General features: G+C 50.4%; 11 protein-coding genes. 1 reads left to right on the forward strand and 10 read right to left on the reverse strand.

The window, feature by feature from the left end; all coding sequences use genetic code 11:
* The first annotated feature begins 52 nt into the window (after positions 1-52).
* Complete coding sequence (locus A0W33_RS15490; RefSeq protein WP_172798127.1) at positions 53-3601, forward strand: PQQ-dependent sugar dehydrogenase; 3549 nt, start codon at positions 53-55, stop codon at positions 3599-3601.
* A 73-nt stretch (positions 3602-3674) separates the two neighbouring features.
* Here A0W33_RS15490 and A0W33_RS15495 read toward each other — a convergent pair whose 3' ends face one another.
* From A0W33_RS15495 to A0W33_RS15540, 10 genes are all read right to left on the reverse strand, one after another.
* Complete coding sequence (locus A0W33_RS15495) at positions 3675-6770, reverse strand: PA14 domain-containing protein (RefSeq protein ID WP_157578065.1); 3096 nt, start codon at positions 6768-6770, stop codon at positions 3675-3677.
* 847 nt (positions 6771-7617) lie between these two features.
* Positions 7618-10230 carry a PA14 domain-containing protein gene (locus A0W33_RS15500; RefSeq protein WP_068839025.1) on the reverse strand — a complete coding sequence of 871 codons (2613 nt, stop codon included), beginning with the start codon at positions 10228-10230 and terminating at the stop codon, positions 7618-7620.
* Positions 10231-11415: 1185 nt separating this feature from the next.
* The gene (locus A0W33_RS15505) at positions 11416-12291 is read right to left on the reverse strand and encodes an alpha-1,2-fucosyltransferase (protein WP_172798128.1); all 876 of its coding nucleotides are present in this window, start codon (positions 12289-12291) and stop codon (positions 11416-11418) included.
* 166 nt (positions 12292-12457) lie between these two features.
* Entirely contained in the window at positions 12458-13813 is a 1356-nt protein-coding gene (locus A0W33_RS20965) for a glycosyl hydrolase (RefSeq protein ID WP_189564818.1), read from the reverse strand.
* Between the two features lie 21 nt (positions 13814-13834).
* Positions 13835-14674: a glycosyltransferase family 2 protein gene (locus tag A0W33_RS15515; protein ID WP_068839028.1), complete on the reverse strand. Its 840-nt coding sequence runs from the start codon at positions 14672-14674 to the stop codon at positions 13835-13837.
* Between the two features lie 82 nt (positions 14675-14756).
* Positions 14757-15686: a nucleotide-diphospho-sugar transferase gene (locus A0W33_RS15520; RefSeq protein ID WP_068839029.1), complete on the reverse strand. Its 930-nt coding sequence runs from the start codon at positions 15684-15686 to the stop codon at positions 14757-14759.
* A 66-nt stretch (positions 15687-15752) separates the two neighbouring features.
* Complete coding sequence (locus A0W33_RS15525; RefSeq protein WP_068839030.1) at positions 15753-17060, reverse strand: O-antigen ligase family protein; 1308 nt, start codon at positions 17058-17060, stop codon at positions 15753-15755.
* Positions 17061-17090: 30 nt separating this feature from the next.
* The gene (locus tag A0W33_RS15530; RefSeq protein ID WP_139237259.1) at positions 17091-18287 is read right to left on the reverse strand and encodes a glycosyltransferase family 4 protein; all 1197 of its coding nucleotides are present in this window, start codon (positions 18285-18287) and stop codon (positions 17091-17093) included.
* 25 nt (positions 18288-18312) lie between these two features.
* Positions 18313-19953 (reverse strand): lipopolysaccharide biosynthesis protein, encoded by a 1641-nt coding sequence (locus A0W33_RS15535; protein WP_068839031.1) that lies wholly within the window; start codon positions 19951-19953, stop codon positions 18313-18315.
* A gap of 397 nt (positions 19954-20350) precedes the next feature.
* Positions 20351-20830, reverse strand: coding sequence for a hypothetical protein (locus A0W33_RS15540; protein WP_068839032.1), 480 nt, complete (start codon positions 20828-20830; stop codon positions 20351-20353).
* Positions 20831-21061 lie beyond the last annotated feature (231 nt).

Consider the following 21061-nt stretch of genomic DNA (forward strand, 5'->3'; position numbering starts at 1 on the left):
TCGTGCAGCTATGGGGAGGCTATTTGTAAACATTTGGAAATATTATTTTTTTATGCAAACACTATACGCTACAGTTATTTCACGCTTACAGCCTAAAGTTTACGAAAAAGGAGAATTCCTGTACAAAATACGCGCGTGCTTTACATCTGTTTTAGTGCTTGCCCTGGCACTGTCATTTTCCTTACCTGCGTTCGCACAGCCGCCTGCCGGTTTTGTAGCAGAGCCCATCGGCGGTGAATGGAATGTGGCCGTGGGGCTTACATTCTCCAACGATGGGGAGCGCATGTATGTGTGGGAAAAAGGAGGTAAAGTATGGATTGTGGAAGATGGGGAGCGAAAGCCCAATCCACTGATAGACCTTACAGATGAGGTAGGCGATTGGGGCGACCATGGCCTGCTTGGATTTGCGCTGGACCCAAGCTTTGAGCAGAACGGATACATTTACCTGCTTTATGTGGTAGACCGCAACTACCTGATGAACCCGGGCAGCTTCAACCCGAACCAGCCAAGTATGAATGAGGCCACCATTGGCCGTGTAACGCGTTATCAGGTAGACCTGGCTAACGGTGGTCTGGCTGTGAAGCCAAACAGCCGTAAAATCCTGTTAGGGGAAACGCCCGCCACCGGTATTCCTATACTTTATGTATCGCATGGGGTAGGTTCGTTAGTGTTTGGAGAGGATGGATCCTTATTGGTTTCAGCCGGCGACGGTGCCACAGCGAACGGCCTTGACTCTGGCTATGATGTAAATAACCCCAATGATACCTATGTGCCACAGGGACTTGCCGATGGAATCATCGATGAAAAGCAGGATGTGGGGGCGTTTCGGTCACAGCAGATTCAGTCTTACAACGGTAAAATTCTGCGCATAGACCCTGCAACGGGTAGGGGACTTCCAAACAACCCTTATTACGATGCTGCCAACCCCAATGCCGCAGCCTCTAAAGTGTGGTCGCTGGGCCTAAGGAATCCGTTCCGTTTTACAGTTCGCCCTGGTACAGGCAACGCTAATTTCCCGGGTATTATTTATGTGGGTGATGTTGGTTTGATGGACTGGGAGGAAATAAATATTGTAGACAAGCCTGGCATGAACTTCGGATGGCCACTTTATGAAGGGCTGGAGCAGCAGCAGTTTTACTATGGAAGAGGAGCGGAAACTTTAAACAAGTATGCGCCAAACGAGCAGTATACCGCCGGCGGCACAAACCCACTCTGCAAGCCATTCTACTCATTTCAGGACCTTCTGAAGCAACCGCGTAAAACAACAGCGCCTGCTTTCCTGAACCCTTGCGACAACGCTACCGCAATTCCGGCTAAGTATACGTTTGTGCACGCACGACCGGCACTTGACTGGGTGAATGATATTGTTCAGAATGGGGTGGAGCCTGCTGCCATTACCCGTACCGGAACCTGGAATGGAGAAGAGGCCGCTGTGGTTGGCATCGGGCAGCCAGGTTCTCCAGTTACCGGTCAGCCTTTTTATGGAAGCTCCTCTACGGGTGGTATCTGGTATACCGGTACAGATTTGCCAGCAGAGTACCGCAATACGTACTTCTTCGGTGACTACGGCGCAGGTTGGATCAGGAACGCAACGTTTGACGGAAATAACAACCCGAAAGCCGTTCGTAGCTTTATAGATAAGGATGCGACTGTAACAGCTTTTGGCACAAATCCGGTAAGCGGCGGTTTATACTATATCAACTATGCCACCTCGGTGTTCAAAATTACGTTCTACGGTGATAATACACCGCCTAAAGCGGTGGCAGAAGCTGATAAGCTGTATGGAGCAAGCCCTTTGCGCGTGCAGTTCACAGGCAGCAAGTCAACGGATGCAGAAGACCAGAGCCAGCTTACCTACTCCTGGAATTTCGGGGATGGGTCAGCCGTGTCGAACCAGGTAAATCCGGTGCATACCTTCACCTCAAGCGAAAAAGGGAAAAAATATGAGGTGGTGCTTACGGTGACAGACCCGGACGGCCTTTCATCTACTTCCAAGATCACCATCACCCTGAACAACACACCGCCAGTTGTTAACATCACCAGCCCTGCCGAGGGCACAAAGTATCCGTTTGTCGGTTTGCCCAAGTATAACCTGCGCGCCACCGTTACAGACGGCGAAGACTCAGATGCCCAGTTGGTGTACGAATGGCAGCTTGTGCTGCACCACAACACGCACGTGCACCCGGAGCCGGTGGATAACAGGCATGAAACCGAGGTAACCATTCAGCCGATCGGGTGTGATGGCGAGACATACTTTTACCGGATTCACCTGAAGGTGACAGACACGGGTGGCTTATCAACCACTGACTATGTAGACCTGTACCCGGATTGCAGTGAAGGCGTTGTGGCTGCCGTTTCAATGGACGTAGTCACTGATCAGCCTTATGCTGTGGGAACTCCTATCGCCTTGAAAGTTAAATTTGCAGACAAGAACAGAGCATGGGAAAAAGTGGAGTATTTCAACGGTAGCACGCTGTTGGGTACCGCTACAACTGCTCCGTATACGTTTAATTGGCAAAATGCGCGCTCCGGCACCTACAGCATCACAGCCAAGGCAACCGACACCGATGGCCATTCCGTTACATCTGAGGCAATTCGCTTGGTGGTAGGAACCGGACAGGTGGCCGAACTGCAGGGATGCCTGCCGGGACTGGTGCATTACATAGGTATGGATAAGGTGAATGAGGGTGTGATCAGTGATTTCGCCTCCCTGTCGACAGCCACATGTACGGATTGCCCGGAGGAGACAACGGGTAAGTTTGATGGTGCCCTGTCTTTTAACGGGCAGACAAACGCCGTGAACCTGAACGATGCTACAGCCTTCAACTGGGGCAAGGACGATAGCTTTACCATTAGCTTCTGGATGCGTACAGATGCCACCCATGCTGACAACGCGGTTATTATTGGCCGAAACTCAACTGAATCAAGCCTGCATTGGTGGCTGGGTGTTACACCGCAAGGCTTCGTGAACTTTAACCTGCTCGACATTAACCACCAGGGTGTGGCGATAGGAGGCAAGGGGCCAAAAGTAAATGACGGAAACTGGCACCATGTTATCGCCATGCGCGAAGATGCCGCCGGCCGGAACAGGCTCTATGTGGATGGTGTGCTGGTGGAGGAAAAAGCCTACGACTATGCTAATGGCTTTACCGGGCAGGCGCCAATTAACGTTGGCTACCTGAACCTGAACAACGGGTACCACTATGCCGGTAACCTGGACGAACTGAAACTGCATAGCCAGACCTTTAACGATGCCATGATCGCGCAGGCCTATAACGCAGGCGAAGGCATGTACTGTGGCAGTGGTCCACTGGGCATCACCGACAACCAGACGTTTGCGGGCACTTACGAAGTATACCCGAACCCGACACCATCAAACCAGTTGAACGTGTTTGTCTCTGAGCTGCAGCCAGCTGAAACGGTACAGCTGCAATTGTTTGACATAACCGGCAAAATGGTGTTGCAGCAGAAAGCTGTTGCAAATCCTGACGGAACACTGCGAATAACGGTTCATCCTAAGTCCGTTCTTCCTGTTGGCTTGTATAATTTACTGCTCACGTCCGAAAAGCGAACCCTTAACAGGAAAGTGATCGTGCGCTAAGGTACAGCTGAAAAAAAGAAGGGGGCCGGCAATATTGCCGGCCCCCTTCTTTTTTGGTGTGCAAGTGAGTGTGTTATTCTTTTACAATCTTCAGGCTGCTAGTCTTGCCGGCCTTGTCGGTGTACTTTAGGATGTACAGGCCGCTCTTCAGGTCAGACAGGTTCATGCTAAGCTCATTGTTCACCAGCTTCGGATTTGCTTCCTTGTGCACTTCACGTCCTGTCTGGTCCACTATCACTACCTGTGCCAGTTCTACTTCAGCTGTTCCTAAGGTTAGTGTAACCATGTCGCGGAACGGGTTAGGGTAGGCAGTTGCCTTGGCAAAGAAAGCGTCTGTCTCATCAGCTACCTTCGAGATCTGCATGGCCGTGATACCTTCCAATGCACCGATCGGGGACAATCTGTTTCCTGCAATTGGTGCTTCCTTTGCGCCGCTTGGCAGTTGCCAGGCTACGGCCATGTTATCGCCACCACCGTCTTCCTTGTGCAGTGCCTCTATGTAATATTGCTTTCCGGCCTCCAGCTTCACCTGCACCGACTGCTGCGTGCCATACTTGGTCCACTCACGCGGATTCGTCCAGCCGCTCACAGAGGCAATCTTTACTTTTCCGGCGGCATCCGAAGATGTGCTCAGAAACAGCTCAGCGTTGTCATCACCAGCGATCCAGAACGTGTAAAGGCCAGTTTCCGGTGCCGTGATGTAGCCCCTGATGCGTTGCCCGTAGTTGTCTGCCACGTTAGAAGGTACCTCAAAGGTGGTAAGTTCGGTGGTACTGGTTGGCTTAGTGCTCAACGGAATGTTACTGATACTGCCTCCAAACTGATTCGACCAGAAGTCGCGCGTTATTTTTCCTGTTGCCACTACTGGTGTGGTAGTTGGAGCAGGAGCCGTACTTCCTATCGTCGACAGCCTGTTTCCTGCTATCGGTGCCTCCTTTACACCGCTTGGCAGTTGCCAGGCTACAGCCAGGTTGTCTCCGCCGCCGTTTTCCTTATGCAGCGCCTCGATGTAGTAACGTTTTCCAGCCTCCAGCTTCACCTGCACCGACTGCTGCGTGCTATACTTGGTCCACTCACGCGGATTGGTCCAGCCGCTCACAGAGGCAATCTTTGTTTTCCTGGCGGCATCTTCTGATGTGCTTAAGAACAGTTCGGCGTTGTCGTCACCAGCGATCCAGAACGTGTAAAGGCCAGTTTCAGGTGCCGTGATGTAGCCTCTGATGCGCTGTCCGTAGTTGTTGGCTACGTTAGAAGGTGCCTCGAAAGAAGACAACTCGCTGATGCTGCTAGGCTGGGTGCTTAGCGGAATATCAGACGTGCTGCCGCCAAGGTTGTTGGCCCAGAACTCCCTCGAAATCTTACCCGTTGTGCCAGCTGCTGTTGGAGCTGGGGCCGGAGCAGGCGCAGTTTCTGCTGGTGCGGTTGGTGCCGGAGCAGTGCTGCCAGCAGGAGACAAGCGCTTTCCGGCGATTGGTGCTTCCTTCGCGCCGCTCGGCAGTTGCCAGGCCACAGCCATGTTATCGCCACCCCAGTTCTGCAAGTGAAGTGCCTCAATGTAGTAGCGCTTGCCCGCCTCCAGCTTTATCTGAGCTGATTTCTGGGAAGCATACTTGGTCCAATCACGCGAGTTAGTCCAGCCGCTTACGAAGGCGATTTTTACCTTTCCGTTCGCGTCTTCTGATGTGCTTAGAAATAGCTCTGCATGGTCATCACCTGCAATCCAGAAAGTATAGAGGCCTGTCTCCGGTGCGGTAATGTAGCCTTTAATGCGCTGGCCGTAGGTAGTGCCCACATTGCTGGGTGCCTCAAAGGCAGTAAGCTCTGTAATGCTTGATGGTTTTTGAGTCAGTGGAATATCACTGATCTTACCATTGCTTTTTGTGTCATCCCAGTACTCCCGAGTAATCTTTCCAGTTGCAGCAAGTGTCGTTCCCGCTATCGGCTGCTCCGGTGAAGGAGCTGGTGCCGGTGCTGGTTCTACCGATGCAGTGCTTCCAGGTCCTATTTTGATGTTGTTGCTGTTCAGCTTCTGCAGCCAGAGCTGGTATTCGTGTTTTTCGTGTTCCCTGGTGATTGTTCCCGGGGGCAGTGTGGCGTTTGAGTGGAAGGCGACGGTTCCGTCGGGCAGGTAGGGGGCGTCGTTGCGCTGGTGGGCCAGTGTGCCCATCAGGCCGGTGGTGTTGGCGTGTATGGCGTTGGAGTGGGTGACGCCCTTCTTGTAGTAGTCGTAGCCGTAGAAGCCGATGTTGTGGGTGCTCACCGGGGTGCCGTCGGGGAGCAGGGCCGAGGTGACGGCGCGGTTGCCGGTGATCTCGATGTTGTTTCCGCCGGCGATGGCGTAGTTGTAGTTGCTAAGGTTGACGGTCTGGTTGTTGTAGACCTTCACATAAGCTGTGGCCACGGAGGCCGGGTCGGGCATGCCCTCGTTCCACCAGGAGTCCATGATGATGCCGCCCCCGGAGTAGGTGGAGGAGGTGGGGTTGAGGGGGTAGGCGCCCTGGATGTAGTTGTCGTGTATGCGGATGGGGGAGTCGGGGGTGCCGCGGGAGTTGGAGACGTTGATGTTGTCCTCCACCAGGGAGCGGCCGGGCTCGTTTACGACCTGGTTCCAGGCTATCAGGGCGTGGGGCACGGGGTTTCGGAAGTTGAGGCCCACGAAGTTGACCATGGCCTGGCCGCCGTGCACGCGGCCGTCGATGTTCCTGGCGGTGTTGAAGCGGATGCGCACGGTCTGCTCTGGTGTGCCGTTGCCCACGTAGCGGCCGCCCAGGGCGATGCCGGCCGCGCCCTCGATGTGGCAGTTCTCCACGACGATGTTTCGGAACTCGTCGACGGCCACAAAGTTGCGGGGCTTCTTGTAGTCGGCGTAGGGGGTGGGGGCGATGCCGTAGCCGGAGGTGTTGCGGACGGTGATGTTGGCCCCGTGGCCGGCCGAGCGGATCATGCGGCCGGCGGCGCGGATGGAGGAGTTGAGGATGAGCACGGGCTCTGAGGTCTGCACCTCCACGGCCGAGACGTTGGAGTCGCGGCTCTCCCAGTGGCCCGTGTACGTGCCTCCCTTCGTGATCACAATGGGGCCCGAGTAGGTTTGGGCCTTACCGCTGTAGGGGAACAGGGCAAGCACTAGCATAACGAGCAACAGGGTGGACAAAGTAATCCCTGCTCTCATTCTGTTGGAATAAGAAATTGCATTCATCTTCTTTGGCTAAAAGTTGAAAGTAGGTATTTAGGTTAAATTATGATCGGTATTCTTAAGCGGATTTGATTTATGAAATTATACATAAGCTAGACGTACTGACTTCTTGTAAATTCTTAAGTCTTACTATATTGCTAGACACAAATATATATTATAATTATAGAGAACTGCTAATGGCTTTTCTAAAATTATTTAGTTTTTTATATGGTATTAAAATCGTGATATAGGCATTAATGCTAAAAACTTTATATAAATGCTCTTATTGATGTTTTTATATTTTTAAAAGGTTTCAATTATTTAGCATCTCATGGAATAACCATAATATTAAATCTATATAATATAAGATTATAAATAGTACTATAATGTACTTTGCTTACTATTTCTAATATATGATTTATTTAATATATTAGAGTCTGAAGTTTTAATTTCGGGTGATCGCGAAGGGTAGGGGTTTGATGCTTAGAAAATGTTACAACAATAGTGTTTGTTGTACATTACCTGGTGTATACTTTTCTTTATATTTTGGAAGGTGTTTGTCGAGTCAGGAGGGGTTATGGAATAGGTTGAGGCTTGTCTGGTGTGTCGTTATAGCGGACAGAGGAAGGCAGTATAGCGGCTACTGGAGGCAGAGGTACTGGCGCTTTGCAATTAGGCTATAGAAGGGTTTGGCATCGGCTTTACAGCGATGCTCGGAAGGGAAGGAGGCAGGCGCAGTACTTGCTATACGGTAAGTGTGCGGCTCGTTGGTAGACACCGCAAAATCAAAAAAGCCCTGGCACGCACTGTGCCAGGGCTTTTTTGATTTTGCGGGTATGAGAACCTATTCTTTTACTATTTTCAGGCTATTAGTCTTGCCTGCTTTGTCGGTGTATTTCAGGATGTACAGGCCGCTCTTCAGGTCAGCCAGGTTCATGCTAAGCTCGTTGTTAACCAACTTCGGAGTTGCCTCCTTGTATACTTCGCGTCCTGTCTGGTCTACGATCACTACCTGCGCCAGTTCTGCTTCGGCGGTTCCTAAAGTCAGGGTTACCATGTCGCGGAACGGGTTAGGGTAGGCTGTTGCTTTGGCAAAGAAAGCATCTGTCTCATCTGCTGCCTTAGAGATTTGCATGGCAGAGATACCCTGCAGCGATCCGATTGTAGACAGTCTGTTGCCAGCGATCGGAGCTTCCATGGCGCCGTTAGGAAGTTTCCATGCCACCGCCAGGTTGTCGCCGCCACCGTCTTCCTTGTGCAGGGCCTCGATGTAGTAACGCTTGCCAGCCTCCAGTCTTATTTCTACAGACTTCTGTGAGCTATACTTGGTCCACTCACGTGGGTTAGTGTGTCCGTTAACCGAAGCAATCTTTCTTTTGTTAGCTGCGTCTTCTGTCGTGCTCAGGTAAAGGTCTGCGTGGTCGTCGCCTGCAATGTAGAAGGTATAAAGACCAGTTTCCGGTGCTGTTATGTAACCGCTGATGCGCTGGCTGTAGTTGTTGGCTGCGTCAGACGGCGCCTCGAAAGAGGTTAGCTCTGTTGTGCTGGTTGGCTTTTGGCCGAGCTGGATGTGGCTGGTGGTGCCGCCGTGCTGGTTTGCCCAGAAGTCACGCGTGATTTTGCCAGTAGCCGTGCCCGTAAGGCTGATGGAGGCAACCGGTGCAGAAGCAGTGCTTCCTAGCGTAGACAATCTCTTGCCGGCAACAGGAGCTTCCTTAGCACCGCTTGGCAGTTGCCAGGCCACGGCCAGGTTGTCGCCACCCCAGTTTTGGATGTGCAGCGCCTCAATGTAGTAACGCTTGCCCGCCTCCAGTTTTACCTGTGCAGACTGCTGGGAGTCATACTTGTTCCACTCACGAGAGTTGGTCCATCCGGTTACAGAAGCGATTTTGCGCTTGCCTGATTCGCTTTCCGAGGTGCTTAAGTATAGTTCGGCGTTGTCGTCGCCAGCAATCCAGAACGTGTAAAGGCCGGTTTCCGGTGCTGTGATGTAACCTCTTACGCGCTGTCCGTATGTGCTGCCCGCATTGCTTGGAGCCTCGAACGAAGAAAGTGTTGTGATGCTGGTTGGCTTTGCAGTCAAAGGAATAGCGCTGATGCTACCGTTGCCTTCTGTATCAGCCCAGAATTCACGTGTGATCTTGCCTGTTTCGGCTGTTGTAGTTCCGGTAGTAGTAGTCGTTGGAGAAGTTGGCGCTGGCGCAGTGGTAGGAGCTGGAGCAGGCTCAGATGAAGCAACCGGGGCAGAACCGCCTGGTCCTAGTGTCACACTGTTTCTCTGCAGCTTCTGCAGCCATAACTCATACTCCTGTTGCTCATGCACTTTTGTAATGGTTCCTGCTGGTAGTGTTGCGTTGTCGTAGTGCTTCACTGTTCCGTCCGGGAAGTAAGGTACATCGTTGCGCTGGTGAGCGTAAGTGCCCATCAAGCCAGTAATGTTGCGGTGCACTGTGTTCGTATGCGTTACGCCTTTCTTATAATAGTCGTAGCCGTAGAAGCCAATGTTATGAGTGTTCATTATAGTGCCATCCGGCAGACGGGCAGAGTTAACTGCACGGTTTCCAGTGATCTCGATATTGTTGCCGCCGGCGATGGCGTAGTTGTAGTTACCCAGGTTCACTGTCTGGTTGTCGTAAACCTTCACATAAGCTGTGGCGATAGTTGATGGCTCAGGCATGCCAGCATTCCACCAGGAGTCCATGATGATGCCGCCGCCAGAGTAAGTAGAGGAAGTAGGGTTAATAGGATAAGCACCCTGGATGTAGTTGTTGTGGATGCGGATAGGAGAGTCAGATGTACCGCGAGTATTAGACACGTTAATGTTGTCTTCTACTGCAGAGCGGCTAGGCTCGTTGATGACCTGGTTCCAGGCTACCTCTGCGTTGCGGATAGCGCCGCGGAAGTTAAGGCTCACGAAGTTAACCATGGTAGAACCGCCATAAATGCGACCGTCGATGTTCTTGGCCTTGTTGTAGCGGATTTTCACAGTTTGATTTTGAGAACCGTCGCCTAAGTAGCGGCCGCCCAGGGCGATGCCTGCTGCTCCCTCTATGTAGCAGTTTTCCACTACAATGTTCTTAAACTCATCCACTGCCATGAAGTTACGCGGCTTCTTGTAGTCAGAGTATGGCGTTGGGGTGATACCGTAACCGCTGGTGTTGCGGACAGTGATGTTGGCGGCTCCGTGTCCTGCCGAGCGAATCATGCGGCCTGCTGCGCGGATGTTGGAGTTGATGATGGTAACAGGTTCTGTGGTTTGAATTTCCACCGCTGATACATTCGAATCTCTTGATTCCCAGTTGCCTGTGTAAGTGCCGCCCTTTGTGATCACGATTGGGCCGCTGTAGGTTTGGGCCGCTACCGCGAGTGGAAACAGTGCAATAAAGAATAAGGCTAGGAATTGAGCTAGTATTACTTGTCCAGCTCTCTTGTTGAAAAGTGATGTTGTTGTGTTCATTACTTTGGCTAAAAGTTGATGAATTGTATTTTGTTGTTGTTTCGTTTGTTAAGCTTACTTGTGGTCCTTACTATAAGTACTACTTTTTGGGCTTCTGCAAGAGCTTTGTGAGCGCTTGGTTTTAATTGGTTTTCTTTTTTTTGTTTATATATAATTCGTTACAAATATAGACATGAAAATTTAAGAAATCATAGCCTTTTCAAAATTACCATTGAATAAATTATAAACTTAAAAAATTGTCCTATATTAAAAATAGCTTAATTTGTTCATAAATGGCTATTTTGATCTTTTATGTATGTTTATATAATTTATTATATATAAAATTTGTATTTGAAAAATTATATAAAAAAAGTTGCGAAATTTTAAAAGAAAATTTTAATCGCATCTTTATTAAGCAATACCTATCTATATATATGGTATGTTACCAATATGTTTCTAATTATTGGTGCATCATAAAAATGCAATTAATGTTTAGCTTTTGAGTTAAGACACGATTTTGCATTTTATTGTTGTGGAATAATTCCACACTTTTATCTAAACCTGTTCTTATCCCACGTTTACCCATTGTTTTAGGCCAATTTATTCCACACTTTGGGTAGTTTAGCCTGTGTTATGAAGGTGGATTGGAAGTTTAAGCTGGCCATTTCAATGTGTTGTTGATAGGTAATTGTGAAAATATGGCTGCGAACTGTAGGGAAATGGACAGTTTCGCAAGCGCTTCTGAAGCACTTACACGTTTCTGCCTCACGAAGTATAGCTTGCTGCTTGGGTACTCGCTATACCGCCAGTTCAGGCTAGTAGCCTGCTTGTAGTGTCCAAAGAACTTGTATAGGCTTATATGGCTGCAGTATCAGCCAGTCATGTGTCTTGGATAGCCCCAAAAGCTAATATATGCAGGTTAGGTTCTATTCGAAGTGTATGATCTGCAGAGCGCCGCAAAGACTGTTTTGTGTCGCTGCAGCCGCGAAAGAGAAGTGGCGCAAGTATACCTCGTTGTGCCTGCTTGCTTACACAGAAGAAACATCCTTCGGTAATTCAATGGCTACTTAACTGCTGTAGGCAAGTATACCATAAAGAGTGACTTTAAACTGCAAGAGAGGATATAAGTGGAATGGTTAGGCCTATAAGGTAAAGCAACACCACCTAAAAGGCCATACGTTAATTCAGGTGGTGTTACGTTTGAGTCTATCCTTTGGTGACTATCTTAAAATCAGAGAGCGGAACAGTCTGCGATGCATCATCTATGGCCAGAAGCGGGGTTTCGCCATAGAAAGAGGCCCACATGGTGAAGGTGCTTGGCGGCCCGATCAGGTAATCGCACTGAGAGAGCGCATACAGGTCCACAATAAAATGACGGTCCTCAGTTACGAGCGCCATCCCTGGAAAGCTTTCCGGGTTCACCTTCTCGTTTGAGCAGATCAGGAAGACACAGCGCTTGCCCTGCGCCTCCAGCTGTTGCTTTAGCTCCTGCATTTTGCTGAAGTATACCTCATCCTCGTAGTACCACTTGCCGTCGTTATAGGTTTTATAGTCTCCGCGCCGGATGTGCACGCCTATTACCGTATCTCCCAGTTGCCTGCAGCGGTTCATCACTTCCTGCACCTGCTGGCTGTACTTCGGAAGCGGCGTAAAAATCTGCCGGATGCTTGGGGCATACTTTTCAAAGTTCTTGAAATCGCGGTAGAGCCAGCCATCTATGAACACGATTTTGCTTTTTGCGGAGGCGACAAACTCCGGATCGTTCATGTCGAAGCTTTTGGGTGCGGCATCAAAGGCTTTGATTTCATGGAAGTAAAAGCCCGGTAGTTTCCGTAGAGGATCTATCTGTACTTTCTGCACCGCGTTTACGGCTTTCCGCATCAGTTCATCCAGCTGCTGGTTGTCGGTTATGTTCAGGCTGATGTCATGCCCGTTGAAATTATCAGAAGCGGTGGAGATAAAGAACTCCTTATAATCATTGAAAGAGGGGTTCAGGAGCTTGTAGTTGTAAGCTAAGCTGTTCGATATGAAATGAGAAAAATAAAATAACCGGTTGGCAAGCTGTCCGGCTTTATAGTTCATGATAACCATATTGTGTCTTAAATTATATATATAATTAACGATACTTTATACTGTTGCTCCCGAAATAGGTTCCTGCTAATTGCACGTGACTGCCGCTAATTTGCTCCACCTGCTTTTCGCACTCCTTATATATAGGCTCCAAACGTGAGGTGATACGGCGCCCATACTATAAGTCAGGTGGTGCAGCATGCCTGGCTGTTGTATCAGAAGGCACTTCCGGCTCATTTACGTAAATTTCCTGCCTATCCGGACACCCAGTAGGAGGTGTAGGCCCAACCTGAATACTGTTCTTTTTCAGCTTCTGTAGCCAGAGTTGGTATTCGTGTTTTTCGTGTTCCCTTGTGATTGTTCCCGGGGGCAGTGTGGCGTTTGAGTGGAAGGCGACGGTTCCGTCGGGCAGGTAGGGGGCGTCGTTGCGCTGGTGGGCCAGTGTGCCCATCAGGCCGGTGGTGTTGGCGTGTATGGCGTTGGAGTGGGTGACGCCCTTCTTGTAGTAGTCGTAGCCGTAGAAGCCGATGTTGTGGGTGCTCACCGGGGTGCCGTCGGGGAGCAGGGCCGAGGTGACGGCGCGGTTGCCGGTGATCTCGATGTTGTTTCCGCCGGCGATGGCGTAGTTGTAGTTGCTAAGGTTGACGGTCTGGTTGTTGTAGACCTTCACATAAGCTGTGGCCACGGAGGCCGGGTCGGGCATGCCCTCGTTCCACCAGGAGTCCATGATGATGCCGCCCCCGGAGTAGGTGGAGGAGGTGGGGTTGAGGGGGTAGGCGCCCTGGATGTAGTTGTCGTGTATGCGGATGGGGGAGTCGGGGGTGCCGCGGGAGTTGGAGACGTTGATGTTGTCCTCCACCAGGGAGCGGCCGGGCTCGTTTACGACCTGGTTCCAGGCTATCAGGGCGTGGGGCACGGGGTTTCGGAAGTTGAGGCCCACGAAGTTGACCATGGCCTGGCCGCCGTGCACGCGGCCGTCGATGTTCCTGGCGGTGTTGAAGCGGATGCGCACGGTCTGCTCTGGTGTGCCGTTGCCCACGTAGCGGCCGCCCAGGGCGATGCCGGCCGCGCCCTCGATGTGGCAGTTCTCCACGACGATGTTTCGGAACTCGTCGACGGCCACAAAGTTGCGGGGCTTCTTGTAGTCGGCGTAGGGGGTGGGGGCGATGCCGTAGCCGGAGGTGTTGCGGACGGTGATGTTGGCCCCGTGGCCGGCCGAGCGGATCATGCGGCCGGCGGCGCGGATGGAGGAGTTGAGGATGAGCACGGGCTCTGAGGTCTGCACCTCCACGGCCGAGACGTTGGAGTCGCGGCTCTCCCAGTGGCCCGTGTACGTGCCCCCCTTCGTGATCACGATAGGTCCCGAGTACACAACCTGGCAGGGATCAGGAGAAACTGTGGCCACATCACGCTGGCTATTTCTTTCCTTATTATAAGGAGAGAAAACAAGTACAAGCACCACACCAAGTATAGCAACCGCAATAACGCCCATTACTAATTTGTATATGTTTCGCTTTTTACCTGCTTTTCTCATACTATACGTTTTGCGAGAAGGCTACTTCAGGAAGTAGCCCAGCAACCTGCGCGCGTACCCATTAGCCAGGTGATAGGGAACGTAGGGTGGCGGGCAGTTTTTTAAGGTAAAGCGTGTGAAGTCGCGCAGGTTACCGCCACCCTTAATGTCGAACAGGTGCTTGTAATAGTTCTTGAAAGTCTTGGAGCTTCTGATCTGTCTTTCACCACTTTCCTCCGGGTATGTGAGGATCTTTGCATCGTAATTCACGAAAAGCTCAAACCCGGCCCGGCGCGCGGTGTGCGTATAGTCGTAGTCGGCAATATAATGTGGGAAACGCTCCTGGTCCAGCACGCCAATGGTATCAAATACCACCCTGGGGATAAGCAGGCTACGGCCCGGCAAATGCGTAACAGGATGCAGGCCTTTTCGCTCATTCTCCGGAAGCACCTGCAGCAGGTGCTCAATGGTGTTTGTCTTCCAGTTCAGCCGCTCCCCCCCGAATATAGGCTGGTTGTTGGAGGCATCCAACTCCAGCGCACCGAGCAGCGCCTTTGGCTTTTCTTTGTGCCAGCGGTACATCTGTGCTATCATCTCGCTGTCGACCAGCACATCGTTGTTCATGGTCATCACCAGTTCCGCACCCTCCTTCAGCGCATGGCGGATGCCCATGTTCACGCCGGCAGTCCAGAAGAGGCCGCCATCGCCTTTCAGCACCACTACTTCCGGAAACTCATTCCGAAGCATTTCCTCTGTTCCGTCTGTGGAGCCGTCATCCACAATAATTACTTTAAACGACTGATTTGTCTGTGCCTGCAAAGACACAAGGCACGCTTTGGTATATTCTTTTCTGTTGAAAACAGGTATGACAATGTGTATCATTTTCTTTTGATGGATAAATAGTGCTTGGGCCTGTTGTGGAAGTATGAACTGTTAAAAGCAACTGCCTCAACAGTACCCAGTGTTACAGGCTTAAACTGAAGATGCTTCTAAGCTTAGAGCTTACTTTGTCGCGTATCAGGTGGTTGAAATTCTTCTTGTCCGACTCCAGGTCGCGTATCACATAGCGTGGGTGGCGCAGCGGGAGTTCTATTTCCTGCTCGTGCACCTCGGCCTTTTTGTCCTGCTTGTTAAAGGTATGGGTGGCATCATCCCCAAACCCGATGTTACGCACCAAGTTCACCTCAGGCACAATGCAGAGGCCGGAGTTGCTGTAAACAGTAAACTCCCACTGGTAATCCCACACATCGCACTTCTGGATGTTGGTATAGGTGTCCTGCAACTTGCTCAGGCGGTAAAATTCCTCAAACTTATTCAGGAAAATGCCATTCAGGTATCCTTTCTGCTTCAGTTCCGGGTAATTGGGGATGTTGAAATCGTAGAGGTCCCAGGCGCGGCGCCAGGTGGCCCAGCCCCAGGCATTTACTTTGTCAGAGAAGTAGTAGGAGTAGTCGCTGTCGCGGCGCCAGCCGTTCAGATAATTGTTGCCGCTGATGTGCATCACGCGTGTGTCGTGCTTATACTTCTCCAGCAGTTCCTGGCAGTACCAGAAAAAGCTTTTGGAGGGAACACAGTCATCCTCAAGTATAATGCCTGTCTCTTCGTGCTCAAAAAGCCACGTGATGGCGCTGGCAGGCGCCACGCCGCAGCCCATGTTCTTTTCCTGGAACAGCGTTTTTACCTCGCACTCCCAATCCACCTGCTCCACAATGCGGCGGGTTTCCTCGCAGCGCGCCGCGTCAGTTGCCACATGGGCACGCGGGCCATCGGCAGCAACATAGAGCCTGCTCGGCTTCACCTGCCTGATTCTTTCAAATACTTGTTGGGTGGTATGGGGTCTGTTAAATAATATCAGCAACACCGGGGTGTGCAGTGGGTCTCTAGGAGTACTCATACAAATCTAAGGGTTGATATATTGTTGTACTGCTATTTTTAAAAGATGTTTTGCGCAGGCGTGTTTTTAACGGTAAGAAACAGGCGCCTGCAGCTGCCGCGTTCTTCTGCGGGCAAGCATGCGCTGGGCCGACCGCTTCAGATAGCTGGTAACAGCCTCGTTTTTCTCCTCTATCAGGGTAATACACCAGCCGAGCACGCCAAAGTAAAACGGGGGAAGTATGTAGGAGATGCCGTACACAAACCCAGAGGCAATAAATGTGAGCAGTATGATCTGGGTGATCGGCAGCGGGGACTTGGTAATGGACTTGCGAATTGGGTGAATCATTGTCATGAAGTAGATGAACATCCCCGCCATGCCTACATAAAACAGGATGTCGACATAGAAACTGTGGAAGAAGTGCCCGTTACCGTCCTCAAACACGGGCTTGTCAATATCTTCCTGGTAAAACTGTATGGGCAACTCAAAACCTTCGAAGCGCATGCCAATCATCAGGTTGTCCTCGATAAAGGGCAGGTAGGAGAGAAACTGCAGGTAACGCCAACCGCCTGTTCCCTGGGAGTCATAGTTCTCAATATCTGTGAAGTTCTCCTGAAATTTGGTGATGATCTCCGGGTTCATCGTGAAAATAAACGCACTCATCACGATGCTGACAACGGTAACGATAAACGCGATCGGCAGCATCCTGCCGATTAGGTTGATGGGTTTGTCAGCCTTGAACTTGATGTACAGGTAGAAAACCGCTATCGCAAAAGTTGAGCAAATCCAAACGGTACGGTGCTGGAAGAACACAATAAGCCCAAGCACAAAAAAAGTGGCAAACAGGTTATAGAGCTTTCCACCATACACATAAGTGCCCAGGAAGTACATGAGCGGGATCATGAGCATGTACACGGACGTGGCCACGGCCCCACGCTCATGGCTCGTGAAAGCCGAGATACTTAGCGATTCCGGGTGCACAATGAAAAGGTGCAGCACAAACCCTACAAGTATAAAATAGACAATGTGCTTGAAGTTGAGATGCGGGTTCTTCTTATAGAAAGCGTAGATGAAGAACGTATAACTAAGCAAAAACAGCTTCAGAAATACGTGGGGGTACACCATAAAGGTGCTGTACTTAAAGTACGACTCCAGCACCAGCGCAAACACGTAAGCGGTCAGCAGGAAAAACGCCACCCGCATGTAAGGCGACATGTGCTGGAAGTTGATAATGCTATAGCAGAAAGAAAGTACGGCAGAACCCTTAACAAGCAAATTGAACAGGTTTATCTGCAGCAATTCATTTTCCGGGGCCATCATTTTAATGTACATCTCATCCATCATCAGGACAAGCATGAGTGGGATGGCAAAGATGATACTGTAATTCAGCTTCATAAAAGGTGTTAGTATAGCGTTGGGCAGGGGTTAGAAGTTTCCCTCTTCCAAGGCTGTTTCTTTCCTTACCCGTTGGGGGTAGTATTTGGAGATGATCGACTCGTAAAGCTCGAGGTGCTGCTTTACAACAACCTCTTCTGAGAAGTTATCCTGAGCGAATCGATAGGCGTAAGCAGCCACATCACGGGCAAAAGCATCGTCGGAGAGAAGCTTCTTCACGGCTGCCGCCACCTCATCCGCAGAGTATACATTGCACAATAGCCCTGCTTTTCCGTGGTCGAGCAGATGGGGGATAAAGCCGCTTTCACGCCCTCCTACCACCGGTGTTCCCACCACCATCGATTCTATGACGGCCATGCCGAAGGATTCTTCCCTGGAGGGGTGCAGCAAAACCTTCGCGTTCGCCACCAGCTGAATGAGGTTATCATGTACAAGTGGCCCCAGGAATTTAACACCCTGCTCCAGATTGTGCTGTTTTGCATAGGCATGCGCCAATCCGTCTGGTTCCATGTCTACGCCAATCAGGTGATAGTTAACATCCGGAAATGCCTCCCTTACCTTCGCAAAGGCATGGAGGGCCAGAGGCACGCCTTTGCGGGTGTTAAACCCGTTTATGACCGATACTATGTAGTTTTCCTTCTGTTCAGGTTTAGTTACAGTATCCTCTATATCCGAAGTGAAAAAGTTATTGAGTGTGACTGTCTTCTTTTTCAGGCTTTTGGATAGCTGGCTGTATGTATAGCTGGAGTTCGCCGCAAGGTGCCTGGCGCGTGTCGTCACTATCTTGTTCATGATCAGGCGGACGAAGCGGAACATGTCGCACTGAGTAAGGAAAATTTTACGTGCTATATCATGTATACTTACAATGGTTGGAATGCCGCTCTTTAAGGCAGACCAAGCGTACTCGTAGGTCCAGAACGCATAGATCACATCAGCTGGGTGCTGCTGCATCAGGTTCTTCAACTCATTTATTTCATAGCGGAAGAAACGACGACCCGGCTGCGGTTTGGTACGGGCTACGCATACTGTTAAGTTATGGCCATGGAGCACCAGTGGCTCAGTGATAGTGCCCGAGTTGGTGTAGGCAATTACTTTATAGCCACGTTTAAGCAAGGCATTAATCAGATGCGAGACAAGCGGGAACGCGTTTGTATCAGGCAGGTTTTCACTGCCCAGATCGCATGCCAACAATTTCAAGTCAACCGGACCGGATATACCTATTGTCATAAACTAAATTGTATGTAAGCTAATCTTAAACAAATTCTTTTTTAAACCTTGTTATCACCTTGCCATAGTAGGTGGATGTGTTGACGTTTAACCCCACCCGTGAAAGTACCTGCCCGATCTGCTCTCTCAAAAGCCTGAGAGGAAACAAAAACGTGAAAGTAAGAAGTGCAACGGCTCCTGTTACCACCTGTGCCGCCAGGATGACCATTAGGGGAAGATCAAAGCCGCGCATTACGTAACTCACAGCATAGATAGCAGCGGCAACCAGGATGCCGTTCAGCAGACCCGGCAGATATATCTGTAGCTGAACTTTATACTTCAGGTCCAGCACTTTCCGCATTACCCGTTGGTACAAGGCCACCCGGGCCATCTCTGCCACGAAAACAGCGAGAGCAAATCCCACCAGGCCTAAATCACGGAACAGGTAAAAGCATCCGCAGATCACCAGGATAAATATTACGTTCAAAACAACCTTAGAGTTGAGAGCTGCCTTGGCATCGCATACAATTCCGGCAAACATCGTAATGAAACTTAGAGGAATACCGAGACACAGCACCTGCAGCACCGGAATCGACTCCACCCACTGATCGCCAAGCAATACAAGTATAATTTCAGGAGCCGCCACCGCTATACCCAGGCACACAGGAATCACGATAGCCGCCAGTAAGGTGATGCTGGATAAGTATACCCGCCCCAACTTTTCGTTGTCGGACTGCATTTTGCTGAAAGAGGGGAAGATAACCTTCGATACCGTGCGGGTAAGCATGTGCATCGGCAGGCTCACGAGCAGCAGCGCCCGGTCGTAAATACCGAGTTTATAGGAGCCAAAGGCCCTGCCGATAAGTATGGAACCCAGGCTGATGCTGATAAACTCCAGGAAACTGACAATGGACATTTTGCTTCCATAACTGAACAGCGGCTTGTACGACGACCACTCAAAGTGCAGCAGCACGTTGTGCCGTGCTACTACATAAGCGCCTATCGCCAGCAGGGCCGTTTGTGTGAGGGAGGCATACACCAAACTCCAAACGCCGAAACCCAGGTAGGCGCAGATAATGCCGACACCCAGGTAAGAGAGCACATAGGAGATTGTTTCGATGATGCTCAGGGCCTTGAACTGCATGTTGCGCTGCAGGAGCGTAGTGGCTGTGGAGGAGAGGCCGTTCAGCACAAATGCCAGACCCATTACCTGTACCACCGGCACTATCAGGGCATCATTTACTCCGTTCCCGTTGTCGAAAAATTCAATGGCGAAAGGAGCAAGCAGCCAGGCCAGCACGGTGAACAGGGCGCCCAGCAGCAGCGAACTGGTAAAGGCAGCCCGGATATTCTTATCTGAAAGGTCTTCTTTCTGGATGATGGCTTGTGAAAGGCCCAGGTTGGCAAAGTAGCTGCCAAAGCGAAGTATAACTCCTGCAATGGCAATCACACCAAAGGCCTCAGGTGCCAACAGGCGGGCCATGATGGTGGTATAGCCAATCTGCATCACTGCATTTGCTATCGTAGAAGCAGAGCCCCACTTTAGGCCACTGACAGCTTTTGACGCTAAATTCTTGCTCATCTTCCCTTCTTGGTCATCAGGACGCGCGCCCTCAGAGCTCATTCCAGGCTGTTCCGTTGCCTGCGGGTCTGGTACAGGCGGTTTGGCAAGTCTTGGAAGGTCCATATGCGGGTGCTGAAGTGTAATCGTATTAAATAAGGCTGTTGGAAAAGGTCCACAGCTTGTGTTGCAGGCAGGTTTTTTGTGAATTAGCTCGCGGCTTTAAAGCAGGTGCTGCAAACGGCAGCGGCGAATTGAGCCATCAGAAGTATAAACGTGGGTAATTTTGCACTGCTCGGCCTGGTTTCTGCCTTTCAATCACATGCCCTATAAACCATTGCAAGGGAAGCTTACCCTTAGCTTGCACGCTGTTGCTCCCGCAGCCCTGTGTTGCACAGGTAAAGCATTGCTTTTCTATGCCCGAAGGGGCCAAAGCCGGAAGTAAACAGAGCGGCAACTAAATGTAACGCTTCCCTTGCATGTTAGTCCTACTCGAGGAGCTTATATAGGAAGGGTATACTTACTACTGGCGGCGGAACCGGTAAGTATACTTGCCGACTTTAGAGGTTTTCTTCTCGCTGTCCGGCACATTCATCGGGTATCCTGCATAAGCTTCCTCATCCAGCCAAACCATTTCTGTGTCTGTAATAGAAACTACCATGTAATCTGTAGAAGCACTGCCACGTGTAAGAACTATACGGTTTGGATCATCCTTGTCAGGGAGAGAATAAGTCCAGGCCTCTGGAGTTGAGCTTCCAGGAGTGGTAATAAGCATTTGGTCCCCTTTGAATTCAAAGTATGTTTGAATGTTTACAGAGTCGGCATACATCACAGTGTCTGCATCGCCATAGTATTCTCTTTTAACCAGGTAATTGTGCCACTTTCCCTGGAGGTCCTGGCTAATTTCTCCTTCTGGGATCTTTGGTTCTGGTTCTACTTTTTCATCGTCTCCGCATGAAACTAGGAAGAGAACGGGTAGAAGAAATAACAATAATTTTTTCATGGTGTACTGTATGTTTAATTTACAATCCTTGTACTTTAAAATCGATATATAGTTGCACTTGATGATTAGGAAAAAGCCTAATTTTTGAAAGAAAATGCTTCTTGAAATTCTTCGTGACAACAAGGCAATGAAAGGCACCGGCTATGCGTTTACCTGTGCCTGCACCGGTCTGTGCATCGCTATAGGCAGCTTATGCAGCTAATTCAAAAAGGGCAAAAGGTGGCTACAGCG

It is taken from the genome of Pontibacter akesuensis, assembly GCF_001611675.1.
Lineage (GTDB): Bacteria > Bacteroidota > Bacteroidia > Cytophagales > Hymenobacteraceae > Pontibacter > Pontibacter akesuensis.

Coding starts and splice junctions, on each gene's coding strand:
- A0W33_RS15490 (WP_172798127.1), top strand. CDS start 53: ATGCAAACACTATACGCTACAGTTATTTCACGCTTACAGCCTAAAGTT.
- A0W33_RS15495 (WP_157578065.1), bottom strand. CDS start 6,770: ATGAGAGCAGGGATTACTTTGTCCACCCTGTTGCTCGTTATGCTAGTG.
- A0W33_RS15500 (WP_068839025.1), bottom strand. CDS start 10,230: ATGAACACAACAACATCACTTTTCAACAAGAGAGCTGGACAAGTAATA.
- A0W33_RS15505 (WP_172798128.1), bottom strand. CDS start 12,291: ATGAACTATAAAGCCGGACAGCTTGCCAACCGGTTATTTTATTTTTCT.
- A0W33_RS20965 (WP_189564818.1), bottom strand. CDS start 13,813: ATGAGAAAAGCAGGTAAAAAGCGAAACATATACAAATTAGTAATGGGC.
- A0W33_RS15515 (WP_068839028.1), bottom strand. CDS start 14,674: ATGATACACATTGTCATACCTGTTTTCAACAGAAAAGAATATACCAAA.
- A0W33_RS15520 (WP_068839029.1), bottom strand. CDS start 15,686: ATGAGTACTCCTAGAGACCCACTGCACACCCCGGTGTTGCTGATATTA.
- A0W33_RS15525 (WP_068839030.1), bottom strand. CDS start 17,060: ATGAAGCTGAATTACAGTATCATCTTTGCCATCCCACTCATGCTTGTC.
- A0W33_RS15530 (WP_139237259.1), bottom strand. CDS start 18,287: ATGACAATAGGTATATCCGGTCCGGTTGACTTGAAATTGTTGGCATGC.
- A0W33_RS15535 (WP_068839031.1), bottom strand. CDS start 19,953: ATGGACCTTCCAAGACTTGCCAAACCGCCTGTACCAGACCCGCAGGCA.
- A0W33_RS15540 (WP_068839032.1), bottom strand. CDS start 20,830: ATGAAAAAATTATTGTTATTTCTTCTACCCGTTCTCTTCCTAGTTTCA.